We start from the raw sequence: 20473 nt of genomic DNA, 5'->3' as shown, positions 1-20473 counted from the left end.
CCGAGTTCAAACTGAAAAAACCAATAGCTGGAACCCCTATTTTCAAGGGGCCAACTGCAAACTTATATCAAAAAAAGTCCCTGAGACAAGTATTATTCGCCAAAACCCCATGATTACTGGGTGGATTTCGGAATTGACCGACAAAATTGCCCCATTTGCATCAAACTGTAACCAGGCGAATGCTGCTGCCCAGTGCATGCTTGTTGATATCAATACGGCAGCTTATCTGCTCTTTCATCTCTGATACATGGGAGATAACCCCTATCATGCGGCCACTGGATTGCAGATCCATCAGGGTGCGAACCGCCAGCTCCAGCGAGTCCTGATCCAGACTGCCAAAACCTTCATCAATAAACAGGGTATCGAGCTTGATACCACCGGCATAAGCTTGCACCACATCAGAGAGTCCCAGCGCCAGCGACAAGGCCGCCATAAAACTCTCACCGCCGCTAAGTGTCGCCACAGGGCGCACCTTGGAGCTGTATGCATCTTCCACCTCAAGCTCCAGACCAGAGGCCTTATTGCCCTTGGCCCTGTCCTCTTTGCGCAGCAAGCGGTAGCGGCCTTTGCTCATCAGCGCCAAACGGCGACTGGCCTCGAGCAGCACATCATCGAGCAAAACACTGAGCACAAAGCGCTGCAGACTCACCTTGCTATGACTGTTGCCATTGGCCACATCACTCAGAGTGCCAATAAGCGCGTATTCCTGCTCCAGCGCCTGCGTAGCTAGCGCTTCTTTATTGAGCTGGGCTTCTGTGCCTTTAAGGCTCTGCATTCGGTTGTTGAGCGTCTGCCAGGCAGACTCCGCCTCGGCGAGTTGCTGCTGCTGTTGCTGCCAGAAGCTTTCAAGCTGCCCAAGCTCAGGCAGGCTTTGTCCGGCGAGCCGCTCATCCATGGCTTTGAGCAGCGCCTGCTGCTCAAAGCGCTGCGTGCGCCAAACTTCTATCTTCTCAGCCAATGCCTGCATCTGCGCTTCATCCAGCTGCGCCTGTTCCAAAGTTTGGCGATCAGTAAATCCAGATTGCTTCAGGGCATCATCAAGCGTTTGCTGCGCTTTGATGGCAAACTGCTCGGCCCGGGCGCTGTCTTCACGGCCCGATGTCAAGGCCTGCATCAGCGCCTTATGCTGGCTGACGGCCTCGGTATACTGTTGATTGATATCTTGCTGTCGCTGTTTAAGCTGTTGCCACTCACTCTGCTTTTGCTCAAGTTGCCGCGCCATCAGTTCAAGCGCCGCCTCGGCTGCCAAAGCATGATATTCACCGGGCAGAGCAGCAAGCGCCGCGTCTTTACGGACTCCCGCAAGACTCAACTGCTCTCTTAGCTGCTGCAACTGCTGTAATTGAGTCTCGCTGTGTTTGAGTCGCTGCTCCACTTGCTGCTCGGCCTGCTGCAATTGCTTCCTGCAGTTATTGAGGCGGGTTTGAGCCGCTTCGGCCTGTTGCAACTCATTGAGCAGCTGCCTGCGCCGGGACTCAAGCCTGTCTATTTCACTAGCGAGATCGGCTTTGACATAGGAGTCGGCATCCATAGCGGCGTCAGCCTTAACCTCTGTTGTAACACCAGTCTTAACATCAGCCGTAACACCAGTCTTAACATCAGCCGTATCACCTGTCGTAACATCAGCCGTATCACCTGTCGTAACATCCGCGGCGATAAAGGCGTGTAACTCAGCGCTCAAGCGCTGCAGCTCGAGCTGCAACTCCTCGGTTTGCCGCTTGATATGACGATAATCACTGCGGGCCGCCTCATGCCTTGCCGAGGCTTGCTGCTCGGCGTCTCTCGCCCGATTGAGCTCGGCTTCACCCGGAATATCCTGCGCCATCTCGGCCGGTGCCGGATGATCCAAGCCGCCGCATACGGGGCAAGGCTGCCCCGGCTGCAGCTTGGCCGCCAGAATAGCCGCCTGGCCTGTATGCCAGGCCAGTTGCAACCTTTGATGTTCCGTTTCGGCGCTCTGTCTTTCAGCCTTGCATTGATGACCATAGGCCTCGGCCTGCTGCAGGCCAGCTTGGGCTTGCTGCCATTTTTGCTTAATGTGCCCGAGCTGCTTCGTCTTCTCCAGGCGAGTGTTCAACGCCGCCAGAGCTTGATGCAACGGCCCTTGGCGCTCGGCGCTTGAGCACAGTTCCTTCTCCTCTGACTTAAGCTGTTGTTGTTGCTGCTGCCATTGTTCCAGCTCAGTGTGGCTCTGCTGCTCTACCCGTTCAAGGCGCCCAAGCTCCACTAGGCCAAGCTCATGCTCCTCGGTCAGTTGCTTGAGCTCATTAATAGCCGGCTGCAGCTTGTCGAGTTGTTCAAGCTCTCGTCGCAGCTTATTAGCTTGCTCATCCAACTCGGCGAGTGTTGCCTTGTCATCTGTAGCCTGTTTCAGACGCTGCTCGGCGCTCTGCAACTGCTTGGCATAGTCAGCCTCCTTGGCTTTAGCCTGCTGCCACTCCTGCTGGCGAAACTGCAACTCTTTGAGGCTTGGCAGCAGCTTTTCAGCCTTGCGGGCTTTCTCCAATGTCTGCTGGTGCAGCTCGATTTCAGCGCGCCGCTGCTCAAGCGCATCAAGCTGGGTTTGTAGCAGCTTGCGGCGCTCAAACTCGGCGGTTAACGCCTTGGCGTTATCGAGCGTTTTGGCACTCTGGGCCAAGGCTTCGCTGGCTTTTTGTTTGTTACCTGTCGCCTCGGTCAAAGAGGGGGTCAGAGCGGCAATTTCCGCGGTCAACTGCTCGAGACTCTCGACACCGGCGGTTTCCAAAATCCCGGCGCGGCGTGATTGCAAGTCTCTGGCCTTTGCCTTGATTTCCAGCGCCTGCTGTTTGAGGCGCTCTTCAATGCGGCGGTAGATATGGGTTTGAAACAGCTGGCTGAAGATCTTTTCCCGCTCTTTGGAGTCTGCCAGCAAAAGCTCGCGGAACTTGCCCTGGGGCAGCACCATCACCTGGCGAAACTGATCCACATCCAGGCCGGTCAACTCTTCGATGCAGGCGTTGGCATCCGTGACCTTACTGGCCACCAGCAACTCTTCAGTGCCATCGGGCATCAGCCGCTTGAGTTCCGCCTCGCTCTTTTGCAGGGTAAAACCCTCGCCCCGGCTTTTGGCTCTTTGCTGCTCGGGGCAACGACGAATGCTGTAGCGTTTTTGCCCCAATTCAAAACTGAAATACACTTCGGTGAGCAGGCCGTCATCGGCATTATCGCAGCGCATCTGGCTGCCTTCTCGCTCGTTACCTGTGGTTTTGCCGTACAGGGCAAAACAGATGGCATCCAGAATCGTGGTCTTGCCCGCCCCTGTGGGGCCATTGATCAGAAACAGCGGCTTGTCGCCCAGCTCGGTAAAGTCGATGCGCTGACAATCGGCGAAGGGGCCGAAGGCGCGCATTTCCAAAATCAGCGGTCTCATTGTTCCTGCTCCCTGTGCAACTCTTCAATCAAACGGCTCATGGTCTGCTGCTGTGCCTCTGTCATGGCTTCACCCTGCACCTGACTGAAAAAATCGCTGAACATGTCGAGCTCACCTTTTTTGATTCTGTCGCGGCCAATCTCCTGCCCCTGCTGCCGGGACATCAGGCCCGTGCGCTCGAGATGCAACACATTGGGATAGACGCCGCGCAGTTTGCCCATGGGATCCAGCAGCGCCTGGGTATCGAGCAGACGCACCATCAGGTAATCTTCCCGCCCCGGATCTTTTTCGCCCTGTTGCAACAGTTCATCGAGCAGGCCTTCAATCACCCTCACATCCCGCCTGGGTTTTAGCGGTAGCAGAGTGATTTTTGGGGTATTAGCTGCGCTCAGCTCCACCAGAGTCACGGATTTTTTCTGTTTGTGTTCACTGAAGGAATATTTCAGCGGCGAGCCCGAATAACGCACGTGCTCGGCGCCCTTGTATTGCGGGCCATGCAGATGCCCGAGCGCTGCGTAGTCAAAGCCGCAAAAGAGTGCAGGGTCGATTTTATCGGCGCCGCCGATACTCAAGGGCCGCTCGGATTCAGACTCATTGCCGCCATCGAGGAAACAGTGGGCCACCACTACCTTGGGCAGGCCTTGGCTGTCGTGCGCCTGAACCTGCTCCAGCAAGCAGGCCATCGCCTGCTGATGACTGCCGGCATCTACCTCCAGCACATGCCTTACCTGCGCCGGCTCGGCATAGGGAATGGGATAGAAACAGGCATCGCCGTCACGGCCTTTGAGGATAAGCGGCTTAACCTGCGCTTGCAGAGGGCCGCTAATATAAAGGCCGCTGGCGGCCATTTGCCGCGCCGCAAACCCCAGCCGCTCCTGGCCGTCGTGATTGCCGGCTATCATAAGCACAGGAATTTGATGCTCATTGAGCAGGGTATTGAGGAACTTATCCAGCAGGGCAACCGCGCTGGCAGGCGGGATCGAACGGTCATATATGTCACCGGCAACCACCAGGGCATCAACCTGATGCTCAGCGGCAAGTGCCACTATCTGCTCAAGCATATAAGCTTGTTCATCCAGCAGCGACTCGTTGTGCAGTTGCCGACCGATATGCCAGTCCGAGGTATGGATAAATTTCATTGGGCGCTAAGATTGCAGGCGAATACGTGAGCCTTATGGTATGCAAAATCAATGCAATAGTATATGCGTCTGCCGAGGTTCTGCGACCGAGTGCTTACCACTCAGCCGTCTGTCTTATTTGGGTTTAAAAACTCCACTGATATTGATCGGCCAGCAGCTTGAGGCTCATCACCAGAGACATGACCACCACCAGCGGCTTGATGACCTTGCTGCCCTTGGTGATCACCAGACGAGAGCCCAGAGTCGCCCCGGCGGCCTGCCCTGCCAGCATCACCAACCCCAGCAGCCACACCACCTTGCCACCGAGGGCAAAAAAGATGAGCGAAGCAATATTGGTGGAAAAATTCAGTACCTTGGCATGAGCCGTCGCCTTGGCCAGACCGAACCCCGCCAAAGACACAAACGCCAGGGCAAAGAAGCTGCCGGTGCCCGGGCCGAAAAAGCCGTCATACAAACCCACCCCGAGTGCGGCGGTAAAGGCAAATACCCCAGGTGTCAGAACCCTGGCGCGGTCATCTTCGGTGATTTTTTTGGAAAACAAGAAGTAACAACCAATAGCCAAAATAAGAAACGGCAGCATCAACTCCAGCACACTGGCATCTATCAACTGAACCAAAATCGTACCGACTGAGGCGCCGACAAAGGCGCAGCCAATTGCCAGTTTCATCTCACCCAAATTCACCATTCCTTTACGGACAAAGTAGAGGCTGGCGAAGAAACTGCCACCACAGGCCTGTAGCTTGTTGGTGCCGAGCGCAGTCGCCGGAGGCAGTCCGGCCCACATAAGCGCCGGAATAGTCAACAGACCACCGCCACCGGCGATAGAGTCAATAAAGCCCGCCACCAGAGCAACCAAAAACAGAACCGTAGCCAATTGCAGAGTGAGTTCAAATGCCATTTTTATGTTATCGAATACTGAGTTGAAGGATTGCTATTAGACGCAGTTTGCCCGCAAAAGGCAAAGGAGTTATTCTCGTTTTCACGTGAGATTTTCTCACACAATAAACAGCGGAGAAAACATGTTTCAGGAATTACCGCCTCTCAATGCCCTGCGTTCATTCGAGGCGGCGGCAAGGCTACAAAGCATTACCCTGGCGGCGCAGGAGCTGTATGTGACCCACGGTGCCATCAGCAAACAGGTGCGCTTACTCGAGAGTTTTCTGGGGTTCAGTCTGTTTGTGCGTCAACACAGGCAACTGGCGCTCACTGATGAGGGGCGGCAATACCTGCCGCAGGTGCAGGCGGCACTGCAGACCCTGGCCAATGCCACCGCCGAGTTGAAACGTCAAAGTCTCAAGGCGCAGACCCTGGCTATCAATGTGTTGCCCAGCCTGACCATCAACTGGTTAATCCCAAGAATGGAGGAATTTAAGTCACGCTTTCCGCAATTGTATGTGGATCTCACCATAGGCGACTTCGCCGTCGACTTTGCCAGCGGTCGCTACGACATCGCCATTCGCTCCGCCACCAGTGAGCCTCAGGGAGTGAATGTGATCAAACTGATGGATGAAGAGCTGTGTCTGGTGTGCTCACCACTGCTGGCTCCCAAGCTAAAGCAACTGGAAGATATCAACCAGGTGACGCTGCTGAAACACACCACCCGTCCTGAGCTTTGGCCTTACTGGGCCAGGCAACTGGGGATAAAACTTACCACAGAGCAGAAGTTTGGCGTCGAGCATTTCTATATGCTGAGTCAGGCCGCCGCCAGCGGCATGGGGGCGGCGCTGATCCCGCGTTTCTTTATCGAAGATCAGCTCAAGGCCGGCACTCTGGTGATCCCCTTTGAAGCCCCCTTTATCAGCCCCTACAGCTATTATCTGTTAACCCCCAAGTCCAGCAGTCTGCCACGTAAATCGGCGCTGTTTATCGACTGGTTGCTGTCCGAGTTTGCGCCATATCGCGTGCATTGTTAGTGCAAAACAGAGAATCGTGCTGAGTAATAAAGCCTGGCAACTAATCACAGCTCAAATCTTTTTATAGCTACTTTTCAACACTATGAAGTAAAAAGTGACTCCTAGGTAACAGATAACCCGGATTCAAGTCCAAAGTACAACACTGGCGGTTTGATTCGGTGACCTACATTACAGGCAACCGACGCCATTAGAATGAACTCGTTTGCTTATTCCTTGCTCCAGTGAGCCTGGAGGGGCAACCAAGATTTTGGCAAGGGCTCGAAAGGGAGTAACCTATCAACACCAAGGAGGAGGTATGAAGCACTATCGAGGCAGTTGCCTTTGCGGCAAGGTTCGTTTTGAAATCAACGCTGAGCTGCAGCAATTCTTTTTGTGTCACTGCAGTCGCTGCCGCAAGGATTCAGGTTCGGCCCACAGTGCCAATCTGTTTTCAGACAGCGCCGAGTTAACCTGGCTCAGTGGCCAGGACGCCATTACTGCGTTTACCCTACCCGGTACCCGCCACAGCCGCAACTTTTGCGCCGTTTGCGGCTCGGCGCTGCCCCAAGCGGTCGAGGGTGGCCGCCTGCTGCAAATACCCGCAGGCAGCCTGGACGATGAGCCGGGCCTGACTCCCCAGGCGCACATTTTTTGTCAGACGCGCGCCGCTTGGGATCAGGCTTTGGAACAAGTGCCCTGCCTGGAGCAGGGCCCGGTTTAAGAGTATAGGGCACAGCACTGTGATAAAGGCGCCTACTGCCAGTCCACGTAGCGGTGCCTGACTCGGAAGCGGTTATCTCAGCAGCGATTACCTAGAAAGCTGAGACTTATGATCCCGGGTTTACCGCCAACTCCACCATGGCGGCGGTGTACATCTTAAGGTTCAGCTGCAACTGCTCGCGGGTGATAAACTCATGTTCACTGTGGCCTGTATACTCGACATCCGGCATGGCCGGACCAAAACTGAGGGCATTGGGAAACAGTTTACTGTTGGTGGAACCGCCAATAGCAACAGGTTTAGGGTCGGCAATACCGGTAAACTCGGCAAACACATTGAGCAGGGTCTGCAGATGCGGCGCCTTATCCATCACTTTGGGCTCGCCCCAATAGCTGCTGACATCGACCAGAGTCACGCCGTGGGATTGCTGCCAACCGGCCAGCGCCGCAGACAGCTGTTTATCCAAAGTTTCCGGGCTCTTGCCTACGGGGCGCCTTAGGTTAAGCGTAATGCTGGTCCCCCCCTGCCCCCACTCCACCACAGTCGGCGCCAGCGACATAGGCCCCATAAAGTCATCGCTATAGCCCAGCTCACCAAAGCGCTGGGCATAGAGGTCCAAGCCTATCATTTCATTGATAAATGCCAGGGTTAATGCCGACTGGCTCGGTGCGAATGCCTCAGACTCCAACAGCGCAGCCAGATGCGTTACTGCATTGACACCATCTTCAGGGGTTGAGGAATGGGCCGATTTGCCGTTGGCGGCGATCTCCAGGCTGTCGAAATCCAGGGTAAAATCATAGCGCATCCCCTGCTGGGAGTCTGCGGCGCGTTGCAAACGGCTGACCATGGCGCTGTCGGCTCCGCGGATCAGGGCCAAGGCCTGCTGGGGGATCTGGCTGGCAAAGGAGCCACCGCTGAAATGCTGCAGCTGCGGTTTATCGAAATTAGGCGCCTTGACTTTGGCTTCAGGTATCGTGAGTTTTATCTGACTCCAGCCCTTCTCGGCGGTGACCACAGGATATTCGGCGTCTATGGTGATATTCATATCGGCCGCTTGATAGTCCTTGAGAAACACTTTCAGCGGCTCCCAGTCCGACTCCTCGGCCAGATATACCATAAGCTCAATGCGGCGATTCAGTTTTACCGACTTGTCCTTGAGCGCCTTCATGGCGTACATGGCGGTGACTATCGGCCCCTTGTCATCTTCGGTGCCGCGGCCTATCAGCTTGCCCGGTTGCGATTGAGTATCCAGTTGATAGGGACTCTGGTGCCAAAGGGTTGAATTGGCCGGTTGCACATCCCCGTGAGTAATAATGCCTAGCTTGTTAGCGCCGCCGCCCCTGTCTTCGCCAAGGCCTATCAAGAGCACATAACCGTGATCGGCATAATCCAGCCCCAACTGCTCCGCTTGGGCCTTGAGCGCCTGCTTGAAGCCGATGAATTCCGGATTGGTGTCGGGCGTCAACCCTGGGATAGCCTCGGTATTGAAGTACACCAACTCGGCGAGGCTCTGTTCCATCTCGCTGCCGTAGCGGTCAAGACTGTACTGGGCCAAGGTTTTCGACAGTGGCGAGACTTTACTCAATGCAGACTCAGTACCTTGGGCAGCGCTTACGCTTGAAGTCTGGCTCGAAGCCTGAGGCGTAAAGCCGCTCTCTGCGCTTACAAAAGGAGCGAACAAGCACAGGGACAGCGACAGGGATAAACGGGAAACTGTTCTTATCATCATGGCAGGGTGGCTTTTGTTATCTTTTATTATCAAAGGCCTGAGAGTGTGCCACAGATACAGTTTCGATACTGCATTCGCTAAATTTTGTTACAAACTAAACAGGACAAAATTGGCCTTTTTCAATACGCCATGTTACTAAGGACGGCTTCGGCGCGGCCCGCCGCGCCATACGGGAGATAAACACCAGCATAGAGGAATAACAATGAAGGGAATGACCCTCTCTCCAGTGGCTCTGGCCCTGGGATTGGCGCTGACACTGAGCGCCTGCGACAACCAGCCTGTATCCCAGAGCGACACATCTGCCCAAACCCAAACGCCTGCGCTCCAGAATGGCACAGGCACAAACCCAGCCGCTGCCAAGGCCGAACAAACCCGGGACAACCCTTTCTTCCAGCCCTGGAATACTTACCTTGAAATCCCCGCCTTTGATCGCATCCAGTCCGAGCATTACCTGCCGGCCTTCAAACAAGGGATTGCCGAGCGCAAAGCGGAAATTCAGGCCATCATAAACAATCCGGCCGCCGCTGACTTTGCCAACACCATAGAAGCCATGGAACGCAGTGGCGCCTTGCTGACCAAGGTGTCAGGGGTGTTTTATAACCTCACCAGCGCCGACACCTCTGCCGAGATGCAGAAGATCTCCAAGGAAGTATCCCCGCTGTTATCTTCCAGTCGCGATGATATTTACCTGAACAACGCCCTGTTTCAGCGGGTCAAGACTGTCTATCAGCAAAAAGATCAGCTGGTACTGAACCCGGCGCAGCAGAAGCTGCTCGAAGACACCTACAAACGCTTCAGCCGCGGCGGTGCCAACCTGGATGACGCAGGTAAAGCGGAGCTTCGAAAGCTCAATGAGGCGATTGGCAAGCTGAGCCTGGAGTTCGGCGATAATGTGCTGGCAGAAACCAACGACTTTGAACTTGTGATAGACAAACAGGCCGATCTGGCCGGTCTGCCGCAGGATGTGATTGACGTTGCCGCCCAGGCGGCCATCAAGCGCGGCCATTCCGGCAAGTGGGTATTTACCACTCAACGCCCCTCTGTCACCCCGTTTTTGACCTATGCCGATAATCGTGAGCTGAGAGAAAAACTCTACAAGGGTTATATCGAGCGCGGTAACAACGACAACGCCCACGACAACAAGAAGGTGCTGGCAGAGCTGGCGGCTCTTAGAGCCAAACGAGCCCAGCTTCTGGGCTATCCGAGCCACGCCCACTATGTGCTGGAAGAGCGTACCGCCAAGACTCCGGAAAATGTCTACGCCCTGCTGGATAAAATTTGGCCCGCCGCCCTGGCCCAGGCCGAAGCCGAAAAGGCCGAGATGCAAAAGCTTATCGACAGTGAAGGCAAGGACTTCAAACTGGCCGCCTGGGACTGGTGGTACTATGCCGACAAGATACGTGTCGCTAAGTACAGCTTCAACGAACAGCAGACCAAGCCTTACTTCTCGCTGGAAAACACCCTCAAGGGCGTGTTCTACACCGCCAACCGCCTCTATGGCATCAGTGTCACCGAGCGTGACGATCTGCCCAAGTATCACCCGGATGTACGTACCTTCGAGGTGAAAGACAAAGACGGCAGCGTTATCGGTATCTTCTTTGGCGATTACTATGTCCGTGACAGCAAACGCGGCGGCGCCTGGTCCAATGCCTATCGCCGTCAGGCGGTGGTCGATGGCGTCAACGAGCAGCCCATCATAGTCAACGTGCTCAATTACCCTCGTCCCAGTGGCAATGAGCCGACGCTGCTGACCTTCGATGAAGCCGGTACCCTGTTCCATGAATTCGGCCATGCGCTGCACGCCTTGCTGTCCAAGGTGGAGTATCGTTCCCAGTCCGGCACTTCTGTGCCCCGCGACTACGTGGAGTTCCCGTCACAGGTGATGGAAAATTGGATGACTCAACCGGATGTGCTGGCGCATTTTGCCAAGCACTATCAAACCGGCGAGGTGATCCCCCAGAGTTTGGTAGACAAGATCCGCGCCGCCAGTAAGTTCAACCAGGGTTTCGCCACAGTGGAATACATGGCAGCCACCAAGCTGGATCTGGACTGGCACAGCAGCAACGTCACCGAACCTCAGGATGCGGCCGCCTTCGAGCAACAATCGCTGAGCAAAATGGGGCTGCTCTCTGAGATAGCGCCGCGCTATCGCTCCACCTACTTCAGCCACATCTTCTCCGGAGGATATTCGGCCGGTTATTACTCCTATATCTGGTCTGACATTCTTGGCGCCGATGCCTTTGAGGCTTTCAAGGAAAACGGTATTTTTGACCCGGCTACCGCCAAGGCTTTTCGCAGTAACATCCTTGAGCGAGGTGGCAGTGAAGATCCTATGGCGCTTTACAGGGCGTTCCGTGGTCAGGAAGCCGCCATTGAGCCACTACTGCGCAGCCGCGGCCTGCTGGCGGAATAAACGCTTGCCGGATTGGTAATGCCCAGCCACGCAAACAAAAAAGCCGTTCACTGAGTGAACGGCTTTTTTGTTCTTTCTCAGGGCTGGACTTTTTCAGGGCTGGGCTTTCTCAAGGCTGACTGGTGTATTGCTTGACTCCGGGCGGGATAACAAACCAGTCCTGCTTTTCACTGACCCAGGCATGGGCGCTCGGCTCAATGATACGGGTATCTTCCAGGTTACTGGGCTTGAGCTTGATGCTCTGCGGCTCCGCCGGGTTATAGTGATAGATACGATTGCCGCAACGACCACAAAACTTGGCGGCGCTGATATTGCCGCTGGCCGAACCACGCTGCCAATGGCTCAGTTCGCCACTGAATTCTATATCTTCGGCTCTGACAATCGCCGTAATGCTGAAGGCACTGGTGGACAGCTTCTGGCATTCCTTGCAGTGGCAGGCCACCACCATCTGCGGCGGCGCCAACAAGCGATAACTGACAGCGCCGCACTGGCAACTGCCCTTGATGGGATAACGAATAGCTTCCATAGCTTTTATCATCTTATCTTAGAAAAACACCCGCCATTTGGCGGGTGTTATCAAAGGGTTCAGTCTACCAGGCCTCGGCGCTTGAGCAGCGCATCCACTGTGGGTTTCTGGCCGCGGAACTGGATGTAGTCCTGCATCAGATCCTCACTGTTCCCTTTGGAGAGAATTGCCTGACGATACTTGTCACCATTGGCTCGTTTGAGGCCGCCTTCTGCCATGGTATGGGCAAAGGCGTCGGCTGCGAACACTTCGGTCCACAGGTAAGCGTAATATCCAGCCGAGTAACCGCCGCCGAATACATGACTGAAATAAGTCGACTGGTAACGCGGCAACACAGGCGCATAATCCAGGCCGTGCTTGGCGCGGGCCTTGGCTTCGAAGGATTTAACGTCCGCCACTTGTTCACCGGCCTTGAGGGAGTGCCACTCCATATCAAGCAGCGCTGCGGCCAGATACTCTACCGTGTCATAGCCCTGGTTGAAGCTGGCCGCTGCTCGCACTTTTTCCAGCAAGGCTTGCGGAATCGGCTCGCCGGTTTTGTAGTGCTTGGCATAGTGAGCCAAAACATCCGGATCTGTGGCCCAATCCTCGTTGGCCTGGGAGGGGAACTCAACAAAGTCCCTCGGGGTAGCAGTACCAGCCAGGCTTGGGTATTTCACCTGCGAGAACAAACCGTGAATGCCGTGGCCAAACTCATGGAACATGGTGGTCACTTCATCAAAGGTCATCAGCGTAGGCTGACCTTCGGCTGGTTTGGGAATATTGAGCGCGTTATAGACCACAGGTTTGTTATCCAAAAGGAAACTCTGGGTCACCAACTCATCCATCCAGGCGCCACCGCTCTTGCCCACTCTGGCGTAAGGGTCCAGATAGAAAAGCCCGATGGAGCTGCCGTCTTCGTTGAATACTTCCCAGGCGCGGACATCCTCCTGCCATACCGGCAGATCCTTACGCTCTTTCATCGTGATGCCGTAGAACTTCTGCATGGCGTAGAACATGCCGTCATTCAGCACTGTATTGAATTCGAAGTAGGGCTTGATCTGGCTCTCATCCAGATCGTATTTGGCCTTGCGAACCTGCTCGGCATAGAAGGCCCAATCCCATGGCTGCAGCTCAAAGTCGGCACCACTAGCCTTGATTTGCGCCTGGATATCCTTGCCTTCAGCCTTAGCCTTGGCAACGGCCTTGGGTGCCAGGTCATCCAAAATGGCAAATACCGCATCCGGATTAGCAGCCATCTGATCGGCCAGTACATAGTCAGCCCAGGTTTCATAACCCAGCAGTTTGGCCTTTTCGGCGCGCAACTGTGCCTGCTTGAGTACGATAGGACCATTGCTGGCCATGGCACGATTGGCCGAAGTCTGCCAAATTTTCTCTCTCAGGCCTCTGTCCTCCAGGCTCGACAGCAGTGGCTGGCGGGTAGTATTCACCAGGCTTATCAGGTAGCCCTCTTTACCCGCTTCCTTGGCGGCATTGGCCAGGGCGCCTATCTCATCCTCGCTCAAGCCTTTGAGCTGCGCCTTATCGGTCACCAGGATCACATCATCCTTGAACGACTTGAGAATGTTTTGCGAAAACTCGGTCGACAATGTAGCCAGCTCACCGTTGAGCTCACGCATTTGGGTCTTGTCGGCTTCGCTCAATTTGGCGCCGGCACGAACGAATTGATTGTAATAGAAGTCCACCAGGCGTTGATCTTGCGTGCTCAGGCTATCTTTATGGTGGTAGACGGCTTCAACCCGGGCAAACAACTTGGGATTGAGGAAAATATTGTCGCTGTGCTCGGTAAGCTTGGGAACGATTTCCCCTTGAATGGCTTGAAGCTCATCATTGGAAAGCAAGCTCACCATACTGAAAAACACTCTTGTTGTGCGGTTGAGAAGAGCACCGCTCTTTTCCATAGCCACTATAGTGTTATCAAACGAAGCGGCTTCGCTGTTGTTGATTATACTGGCGATCTGCTGCTTGTGTTCCTTGAGCCCGGCTTCAAAGGCCGGCAGATAGTCTGCTGTCTTTATCTTGTCGAACTGCGGCGCATGATATTGCAGCGGACTTGGGCTGAGCAGCACATTGCTTGCGGTTTGCTCAGCACTTTTTGCCTCTGGCATACTTTGACTCACTTGTTTTACCTGGGTATTGCTGACAGTTTCTTTGGTTTGCTGTTCGGCACAGGCGCTCAGCACCAGTGCAGCGCCTATGGCGGTGGCGATTAATGTCTTACGCATCTTGACTCCATTAACGGCAGGCTATTGCTTAGGGAGGGTACGAATCAGTCCTCATGGCATTCTGCATAGGACTTGTTCGCACCTTCCATTGTTATAATTTGCTACCCGGGACACCTGTCTCGGCGGGGCAACAGCCCTGTTGATTCCCGCCCCTACCTTAACAACTCTTCCGCTCTTTGGACAATGACTTAACTGTAAGAAATTCTGCTCACTTACCGTCAATTCGATATGAATGCGCATGCGTCCCGCCGATAACTCAGGCTTATCTGTCTAGACAAGAAAAGTGTGCGCCTGCCACAGCATCGGGTGGCACCAACCTGCCCAATGTCACAAATTGTCACTGGCTTTTACCGTCCAATGTCACATAAATGTCTTCGCCTTTCGCTATACTGCGCCTCGCCTAACCAGGTTAATCATATGATTAACAACAGGTTGACAAGGTGATGGCGGGAAAGTCTCCCGGGGTCAATAATAAAAACCAAGAGTAGTAAACAATGCAAACCAAGACATTAATCACACTGGCGATTGCCGCCGCACTGGGACTCAGTGCCTGTAACAGCGACGACAATGATGAACCAACGGTCAGCGTAAATCTGCGGGTATTGGAAACCACAGATCTGCACACCAACATCATGGATTACAACTATTACAGCGGCAAGGAAGACCCCACTATAGGTCTGGCCCGTACCGCCAGCCTGATCCATGCCGCCCGCAAAGAAGTCACCAACACTGTATTGGTCGATAACGGCGATCTGCTGCAGGGCAGCCCTATGGGCGACTATATGGCCAAAGTGGGTATCGCCGATGGTGAAGTGCACCCCGCCTACAAGGCGATGAACCTGCTTGATTATGCCGTGGGTAACATAGGCAACCACGAATTCAACTACGGCCTGGATTTTCTGGAAAAATCCCTCGCCGGCGCGCAGTTCCCCTATATCAACGCCAACGTTTATTGTGATGCCGATGATTGCTGGAACGGGATCAAAAAAGGTGACAACCTGTTTACCCCATACCTTATCAAGGAAACCGAGGTTAAGGACACTGACGGCAACAGCCACAAGCTCAAGATTGGTTATATAGGTTTTGTGCCTCCGCAAATTATGCTGTGGGACAAGCAGAACCTCACCGGCAAGGTACGTGCCGAGAGCATAGTGGAGAGCGCCAAGAAATTTGTGCCGCAAATGAAGGCTGAAGGCGCCGATATCATTATCGCCATTCCGCACTCAGGCATTGGCTCCACCGAAAACCCAGGCGATCCTGCTGCCGAAAACGCCACCTATGCCCTCACCTATGTCGACGGCATTGATGCCATCATGTTCGGCCACAGCCACTCCATCTTCCCCGATGCCCGCTATGGCGACTTGCCCAACACAGATGTGGAAAAAGGCCTGCTTAACGGTGTCCCCGCCGTGATGCCGGGTCGCTGGGGCGACAACATGGGCCTGGTCGACTTCAAACTGCAGCTTAAAGACGGCAAATGGACAGTGCTCTCGGCCCGCACCGAGGCACGCCCCATCTATGACGGCACCAACAAGACACCGCTGGTGGAAGCCGATAAGGACATTCACGACGCGGTTGAGCTGGAACACCAGGGCACTATGGACTTTGTCGAGCAGCCAATCGGGGTCGCCGCCGCCGACATGTTCAGTTTCCTGACGCTGGTGCAGGACGACCCGACTGTGCAAATTGTCTCCGACGCCCAGATAGCCAACGTCAAGGCCAAACTGCCGGAAGCACTCAAGTCATTGCCGGTGCTCTCTGCAGCCGCGCCGTTCAAGGCCGGTGGCCGTCACAGCACCACCAGTGATGCCGATCAGTATGTGATGGTGGACAAAGGGCCGCTGACCTTCAAGAACGCCGCCGATCTCTATCTCTACCCCAACACTATGGTGGCGGTTAAGCTAAACGGCGCTGAGCTGAAAGACTGGCTCGAGTGTTCGGCCAACCAGTTTAACCAAATAGATCCAGCCAGCACTGAGCCGCAAGAGCTGGTGAACTATAACCACCCCACCTATAACTTTGATGTTATTGATGGCGTGACCTACAAGATAGACGTGACTCAACCGAGCAAATTCGACGCCGATTGTGCTCTGGTCAATGCCGATGCTTCGCGGATTATAGATCTGGCTTTCACCGACAACGAAGGCACTGTTTATACAGGTGAAACCCTGGCGGCCAAGGAGTTTATCGTCGCCTCCAACAACTACCGCGCCTTTGGCGGAAAGTTTGCCGGCACCGGCAGCGAGCACGTGGTACTGGAACTGCCGGACACCAACCGTGAAGCTCTGGCGGCTTACATCACAGAGCAATCCAAGTACAATCCTGAAACCGACAAGTATGACGCCATGGTTAACCCCACGGCCGACTATAACTGGGACTTCAGGAATATAGATACGAATGTTGCTCTGGACATCCGCTTTGTCACCCAGGACAGTGACAAGGCCGCCAACTTCATCCAGGCCAACCAGCAAAGGACCATGACCAAGCTGAGTACCGATGAACTGGGCTTTGCCGTCTACCGCATAGATCTCAAGCCTGCCCAATAAGGCTGTCAGCTGAGACATAAAACGAACCAAGCGCCCTCAGGGGCGCTTTTTATGTTTCTTCACAGATTAAACTTGCCATGATTTAAGCCTTTGACAATGTTATAAAGTAAGTACAGTAAAACACCAGACTCACTCAGCCGTCACGACGGCAAGATTGCAGGAAATCTTTTATGTCTTCGATACCCGCGCCCTTCTCCCAAGCCTGTGAAAACAACCGCGAACCGATACTCAGGATTCTCAAACAGGCATTCTCAGGCTGCCGCAGGGTATTGGAGATAGGCAGTGGTACCGGTCAGCACTCGGTCTACTTTGCCCCAGAGTTACCGCACCTGGTGTGGCAATGCAGCGATCAACCCCAGTATCTTGATGGGATCCGCGCCTGGCATAGCAAACTCCCGGCGAGTAATCTGGCCGAGGTGATCACTCTGGAGGTGTGTTCCCCCTGGCCGCAGGCGGCAACTGAGCCGGCACCGGATGCCATCTATAGCGCCAATACTGCGCATATCATGAGTCAACCCATGGTAGAGGCGATGTTTGCCGGCATAGGCAGAGTATTGCAAAGCGGCGGCCGTTTCTGCCTCTATGGCCCCTTCAACTACCGAGGCGATTACAGCAGCGACTCCAACCGGGTGTTCGATGCCATGTTAAGGCAGCGCGATCCGCAAAGCGGCATTCGCGATCAGGAGTGGATCCTGATGCTGGCCGCAGCCCAGGGGCTTGAGCTTTGTCAGGATCATGCCATGCCCGCCAACAACCGCCTGCTGGAGTTTATTCGTAAAACGGTTCGCTAACGGAGGCAAAGTGATGGGCAAAACAAATGTTTTGCCTGAAAAGTCCAGGCGCTATCTGCCTCTGAAACGCCTTTGGTTTTTACACGGCTTTGGCGTAGAGAAACAGATCTGTGGCCTTGACTTCGCCCTGCTCCAGATAGGGTTTACGCAGACTATCAATAAGCTCAAACCCGGCCGCGGCCAACTCACTGACGAAAAACACTTCGGGATAATAGTGGATAAAGACCCTGTCTCCGGAACTGGAGCTTTGATAGCCGGACGCTTGATAGTCATCCTCCATCGAGGCCAGATACAGGAGCCCGCCGTCATTCAGTAGCGCACGGCAGTCTTGCAGTAAGGCCATCACGTCCTGACGTTCAAGATAAGGCGTGACGAAGAGCAGAAGTATTGCATCAAAACCCTCTGGCGTGTCTAAGTCTTCTAGGTCATCAAGGGTATTAGAGCCATCAGAAACCCCAATACTTACGGGCGCAGCAGTGTTTTCAGACACATCAAGGGGGGCGATAGCCTGCACGGCATCAGTTTCAAGCAGCGACGTCAGACAACCAAGCTTGCGGCTATCCAGCCGATAAAAACGTCCCTCGGGCAACAGTTCACCGGCAAGCGCCACCATGGCCGGCGCCGCATCTATACCCACTATCTCGAGCTCAGGCACCCTGTCTACCAACGTGCCGCTGACATGCCCTGGGCCACAGCCTATATCCAGTAACCGCAGGCGCCGCCCGGCACAGGCCTGATACTGCTTCAGCAAAGAGGCGAATCGGTTATGGGCCGAGTCATAACAATCGTTGCCGGCAAACTTATCCCGATAGGAAAGCGCCATTTTGTCAAAGGTTGCCACGGTTTCCCGGTACTTATCCATTGTGCTTCTCTCCCTGCACCATCAAGAGTCGAGGCTCAGCATACTGACTGGCACAAAAAAAAGCCAACCTCAAGGGTTGGCTTTATCAGAGAGGACTTATTCGCACCTTCCCTTATCAAGGATGGCAGACGTTATGCAGCTCCAGGTTGGTACCTATATCCTTGTTGCGGTTGGCCTTGGCATCGTCGTTACGCAGCTGGGTCAGATGATCCAGATAGGCCTGATCCACATCCTTGGTGATGTAGTGACCATCAAACACTGAGGTTTCAAAGCGCTTGATATCCGGGTTTTCCATTCGCACCGCTTCCACCAGATCGCTCAGATCCTGGAAGATGATGCCATCTGCGCCAATGATACGGGCGATTTCATCGGCATCACGGCCATGAGCAATCAGCTCATTGGAGGTTGGCATGTCTATGCCGTAAACGTTGGGGAAGCGGATCTCAGGCGCAGCCGAGGCGAAATACACCTTCTTGGCGCCGGCTTCACGGGCCATCTCGATGATCTGCTCTGAGGTGGTACCACGCACTATGGAGTCGTCCACCAGCAGCACGTTCTTATCCTTGAACTCAGCGCTGATGGCATTGAGCTTGCGTCTGACCGACTTCTTGCGCTCCTGCTGCCCAGGCATAATGAAGGTACGGCCGATATAGCGGTTCTTCACGAATCCCTGACGGTAAGGCAGATCCATGCCACGGGCAATTTCCAGGGCGATATCACAGGAGGTTTCCGGAATAGGGATCACCACATCGATATCATGGTCATACCATTCCTTACGGATCTTCTCACCCAGCTTGGCACCCATGTTGACCCGGCTGGCATAGACTGACACCTTGTCTATGGTGGAGTCCGGACGGGCAAAGTAAACGAATTCGAAGATACAAGGGGCATAACTTGGCGCTTCGGCGCACTGACGGGTAAACAACTCACCTTCCGTGGTGATATACACGGCTTCGCCGGGAGCCACATCGCGCATCACTTCGAAACCAACGGCGTCCAGTGCCACACTCTCTGAAGCCACCATATACTCGGTCCCAGAGGCTGTCTCATGCTTACCAAGCACCAGAGGACGAATACCGAAAGGATCGCGAAATGCCACCAGGCCCTGACCAATAATCATAGCCACCACGGCGTAGGCACCGCGGGTATCGGCGTGCACCCGGGAAACTGCATCGAACACTTCATCCGGGCTCAAGGTCAGGCTGTCGGTTTTGTCCAGCTCATCGGCCAACAGGTTGAGCAACACTTCAGAGTCGGACGTGGTGTTCACATGGCGGCGCTTGTTGCGCAGCCCTTCGGCCAGTTGCAGTGTGTTGGTCAGGTTGCCGTTGTGCGCCAGAGAGATCCCGAAAGGAGAGTTCACATAAAACGGTTGGGCTTCAGAGGCACTGGAGCTGCCGGCGGTGGGATAACGCACATGGCCGATGCCGGCGTTGCCCTGCAGCCGCTGCATATGCTTGGGTTCAAATACGTCCTTGACCAGACCATTGGCCTTACGCAGGCGAAAGGCATTCTGATCGATAGTCACTATGCCTGCAGCATCCTGGCCACGGTGTTGAAGCACTGTCAGTGCATCATAGATGGTCTGATTGACCGCCGAGCGGCCAACGATTCCGACGATACCACACATGGGTAAGCTTCCTCATTGTAAGATGTTCTGATAATTGTATTTTTTATATTTTGGGTACAAAGCTTGAGGTATTTTCCAAGTAGTCAAAAAACCACTGGATAACCACCCCGAATTCGGGCACCAGTTGCGAACCCTGCCACCAATCGGTTTTGGGCGCGCCGGTAAAGGCATCCATAAAAAAGAGTATGGCACTGACTATCAATGCGCCGCGCAGCGCACCGAAACACAGGCCAAGAATTCTGTCCGTTCCCGAGAGCCCTGTCTTGGAGACCAACTGGCCTATCAAATAGTTCACCAAGGCCCCCACTATCAGGGTGACAACAAACAGGATGGCGATAGCAACCCCGTTTCGCAGCACCTCATCATTGATTTGGGTGATATGAACGGCAAGGTCTTGATAAAACTGGCTGGCGATGAAAAAAGCGGCGAACCAAACCACCAGCGACATGGCTTCTTTGGCAAAACCACGGATCAGACTGATAAGAGTCGATAATCCGATAACTATGATGATGGCGTAATCTATCCAAACCATGGGTAGAAGTATCCGGTGAAGATTTAAGTCGGCGGGATTCTACCAGAGAAGGCAAGCATTCTCACCCCCGGGGGCGTAA

Annotated in this window: 14 protein-coding genes; 5 read left to right on the top strand and 9 right to left on the bottom strand. The window is 54.4% G+C overall.

All coding sequences use genetic code 11. The features are described from left to right. Positions 1-160: 160 nt before the first annotated feature. The 3 genes from SIL79_RS14755 to SIL79_RS14745 all read right to left on the bottom strand — a co-directional run bounded on the left by SIL79_RS14755 (position 161) and on the right by SIL79_RS14745 (position 5428). A complete protein-coding gene (locus tag SIL79_RS14755) occupies positions 161-3391 on the bottom strand; it encodes an SMC family ATPase (protein ID WP_319619421.1) in 3231 nt (1076 codons plus the stop codon). Beyond that, a complete protein-coding gene (locus SIL79_RS14750; protein WP_039033429.1) occupies positions 3388-4530 on the bottom strand; it encodes an exonuclease SbcCD subunit D in 1143 nt (380 codons plus the stop codon). The genes SIL79_RS14755 and SIL79_RS14750 overlap by 4 nt, the downstream gene beginning before the upstream one ends. A gap of 124 nt (positions 4531-4654) precedes the next feature. Then, positions 4655-5428, bottom strand: a complete 774-nt coding sequence (locus tag SIL79_RS14745; protein WP_162206230.1) for a TSUP family transporter — start codon at positions 5426-5428, stop codon at positions 4655-4657. 121 nt (positions 5429-5549) lie between these two features. Between SIL79_RS14745 and gcvA the strand changes: the two genes are divergently transcribed. Together gcvA and SIL79_RS14735 are read left to right on the top strand one after the other, a co-directional pair. Continuing rightward, positions 5550-6443 carry a transcriptional regulator GcvA gene (gene gcvA / locus SIL79_RS14740; protein ID WP_101096744.1) on the top strand — a complete coding sequence of 298 codons (894 nt, stop codon included), beginning with the start codon at positions 5550-5552 and terminating at the stop codon, positions 6441-6443. Positions 6444-6738: 295 nt separating this feature from the next. After that, the gene (locus tag SIL79_RS14735; protein WP_144360799.1) at positions 6739-7143 is read left to right on the top strand and encodes a GFA family protein; all 405 of its coding nucleotides are present in this window, start codon (positions 6739-6741) and stop codon (positions 7141-7143) included. Between the two features lie 106 nt (positions 7144-7249). On the opposite strand, the gene SIL79_RS14730 is transcribed toward SIL79_RS14735, so the two are convergent. Then, positions 7250-8869 carry a dipeptidase gene (locus tag SIL79_RS14730; RefSeq protein WP_071475889.1) on the bottom strand — a complete coding sequence of 540 codons (1620 nt, stop codon included), beginning with the start codon at positions 8867-8869 and terminating at the stop codon, positions 7250-7252. Positions 8870-9071: 202 nt separating this feature from the next. Here SIL79_RS14730 and SIL79_RS14725 point away from each other — a divergent pair, with 202 nt between their 5' ends. Continuing rightward, a complete protein-coding gene (locus SIL79_RS14725; protein ID WP_319619420.1) occupies positions 9072-11282 on the top strand; it encodes a M3 family metallopeptidase in 2211 nt (736 codons plus the stop codon). A gap of 109 nt (positions 11283-11391) precedes the next feature. On the opposite strand, the gene SIL79_RS14720 is transcribed toward SIL79_RS14725, so the two are convergent. Continuing rightward, the gene (locus tag SIL79_RS14720) at positions 11392-11808 is read right to left on the bottom strand and encodes a GFA family protein (RefSeq protein ID WP_039033435.1); all 417 of its coding nucleotides are present in this window, start codon (positions 11806-11808) and stop codon (positions 11392-11394) included. A gap of 59 nt (positions 11809-11867) precedes the next feature. Next, a complete protein-coding gene (locus SIL79_RS14715) occupies positions 11868-14033 on the bottom strand; it encodes a M3 family metallopeptidase (protein ID WP_039033436.1) in 2166 nt (721 codons plus the stop codon). A gap of 494 nt (positions 14034-14527) precedes the next feature. On the opposite strand from SIL79_RS14715, the gene SIL79_RS14710 reads away from it, so the two are divergent. Together SIL79_RS14710 and SIL79_RS14705 are read left to right on the top strand one after the other, a co-directional pair. Next, the gene (locus tag SIL79_RS14710) at positions 14528-16579 is read left to right on the top strand and encodes a bifunctional 2',3'-cyclic-nucleotide 2'-phosphodiesterase/3'-nucleotidase (RefSeq protein WP_039033437.1); all 2052 of its coding nucleotides are present in this window, start codon (positions 14528-14530) and stop codon (positions 16577-16579) included. 170 nt (positions 16580-16749) lie between these two features. Then, positions 16750-17370 carry a DUF938 domain-containing protein gene (locus SIL79_RS14705; RefSeq protein ID WP_071475892.1) on the top strand — a complete coding sequence of 207 codons (621 nt, stop codon included), beginning with the start codon at positions 16750-16752 and terminating at the stop codon, positions 17368-17370. Between the two features lie 79 nt (positions 17371-17449). On the opposite strand, the gene SIL79_RS14700 is transcribed toward SIL79_RS14705, so the two are convergent. The 3 genes from SIL79_RS14700 to SIL79_RS14690 all read right to left on the bottom strand — a co-directional run bounded on the left by SIL79_RS14700 (position 17450) and on the right by SIL79_RS14690 (position 20394). Then, on the bottom strand, positions 17450-18232 hold the full coding sequence (locus SIL79_RS14700) for a class I SAM-dependent methyltransferase (protein ID WP_071475893.1): 783 nt from the start codon (positions 18230-18232) through the stop codon (positions 17450-17452). 115 nt (positions 18233-18347) lie between these two features. After that, the gene (gene purF / locus SIL79_RS14695; protein ID WP_039033440.1) at positions 18348-19862 is read right to left on the bottom strand and encodes an amidophosphoribosyltransferase; all 1515 of its coding nucleotides are present in this window, start codon (positions 19860-19862) and stop codon (positions 18348-18350) included. Between the two features lie 43 nt (positions 19863-19905). After that, positions 19906-20394, bottom strand: a complete 489-nt coding sequence (locus SIL79_RS14690; protein ID WP_025010464.1) for a CvpA family protein — start codon at positions 20392-20394, stop codon at positions 19906-19908. Positions 20395-20473 lie beyond the last annotated feature (79 nt).

The sequence above is a fragment of the Shewanella indica genome (genome assembly GCF_033842865.1).
In the GTDB taxonomy this organism is placed as follows: domain Bacteria; phylum Pseudomonadota; class Gammaproteobacteria; order Enterobacterales; family Shewanellaceae; genus Shewanella; species Shewanella indica.
This window is presented reverse-complemented; position numbering and strand designations above follow the sequence as displayed.

Coding starts and splice junctions, on each gene's coding strand:
- SIL79_RS14700 (WP_071475893.1), bottom strand. CDS start 18,232: ATGGATAAGTACCGGGAAACCGTGGCAACCTTTGACAAAATGGCGCTT.
- SIL79_RS14735 (WP_144360799.1), top strand. CDS start 6,739: ATGAAGCACTATCGAGGCAGTTGCCTTTGCGGCAAGGTTCGTTTTGAA.
- SIL79_RS14745 (WP_162206230.1), bottom strand. CDS start 5,428: ATGGCATTTGAACTCACTCTGCAATTGGCTACGGTTCTGTTTTTGGTT.
- SIL79_RS14755 (WP_319619421.1), bottom strand. CDS start 3,391: ATGAGACCGCTGATTTTGGAAATGCGCGCCTTCGGCCCCTTCGCCGAT.
- purF (WP_039033440.1), bottom strand. CDS start 19,862: ATGTGTGGTATCGTCGGAATCGTTGGCCGCTCGGCGGTCAATCAGACC.
- SIL79_RS14725 (WP_319619420.1), top strand. CDS start 9,072: ATGAAGGGAATGACCCTCTCTCCAGTGGCTCTGGCCCTGGGATTGGCG.
- SIL79_RS14690 (WP_025010464.1), bottom strand. CDS start 20,394: ATGGTTTGGATAGATTACGCCATCATCATAGTTATCGGATTATCGACT.
- SIL79_RS14730 (WP_071475889.1), bottom strand. CDS start 8,869: ATGATGATAAGAACAGTTTCCCGTTTATCCCTGTCGCTGTCCCTGTGC.
- SIL79_RS14710 (WP_039033437.1), top strand. CDS start 14,528: ATGCAAACCAAGACATTAATCACACTGGCGATTGCCGCCGCACTGGGA.
- SIL79_RS14715 (WP_039033436.1), bottom strand. CDS start 14,033: ATGCGTAAGACATTAATCGCCACCGCCATAGGCGCTGCACTGGTGCTG.
- SIL79_RS14750 (WP_039033429.1), bottom strand. CDS start 4,530: ATGAAATTTATCCATACCTCGGACTGGCATATCGGTCGGCAACTGCAC.
- SIL79_RS14720 (WP_039033435.1), bottom strand. CDS start 11,808: ATGGAAGCTATTCGTTATCCCATCAAGGGCAGTTGCCAGTGCGGCGCT.
- gcvA (WP_101096744.1), top strand. CDS start 5,550: ATGTTTCAGGAATTACCGCCTCTCAATGCCCTGCGTTCATTCGAGGCG.
- SIL79_RS14705 (WP_071475892.1), top strand. CDS start 16,750: ATGTCTTCGATACCCGCGCCCTTCTCCCAAGCCTGTGAAAACAACCGC.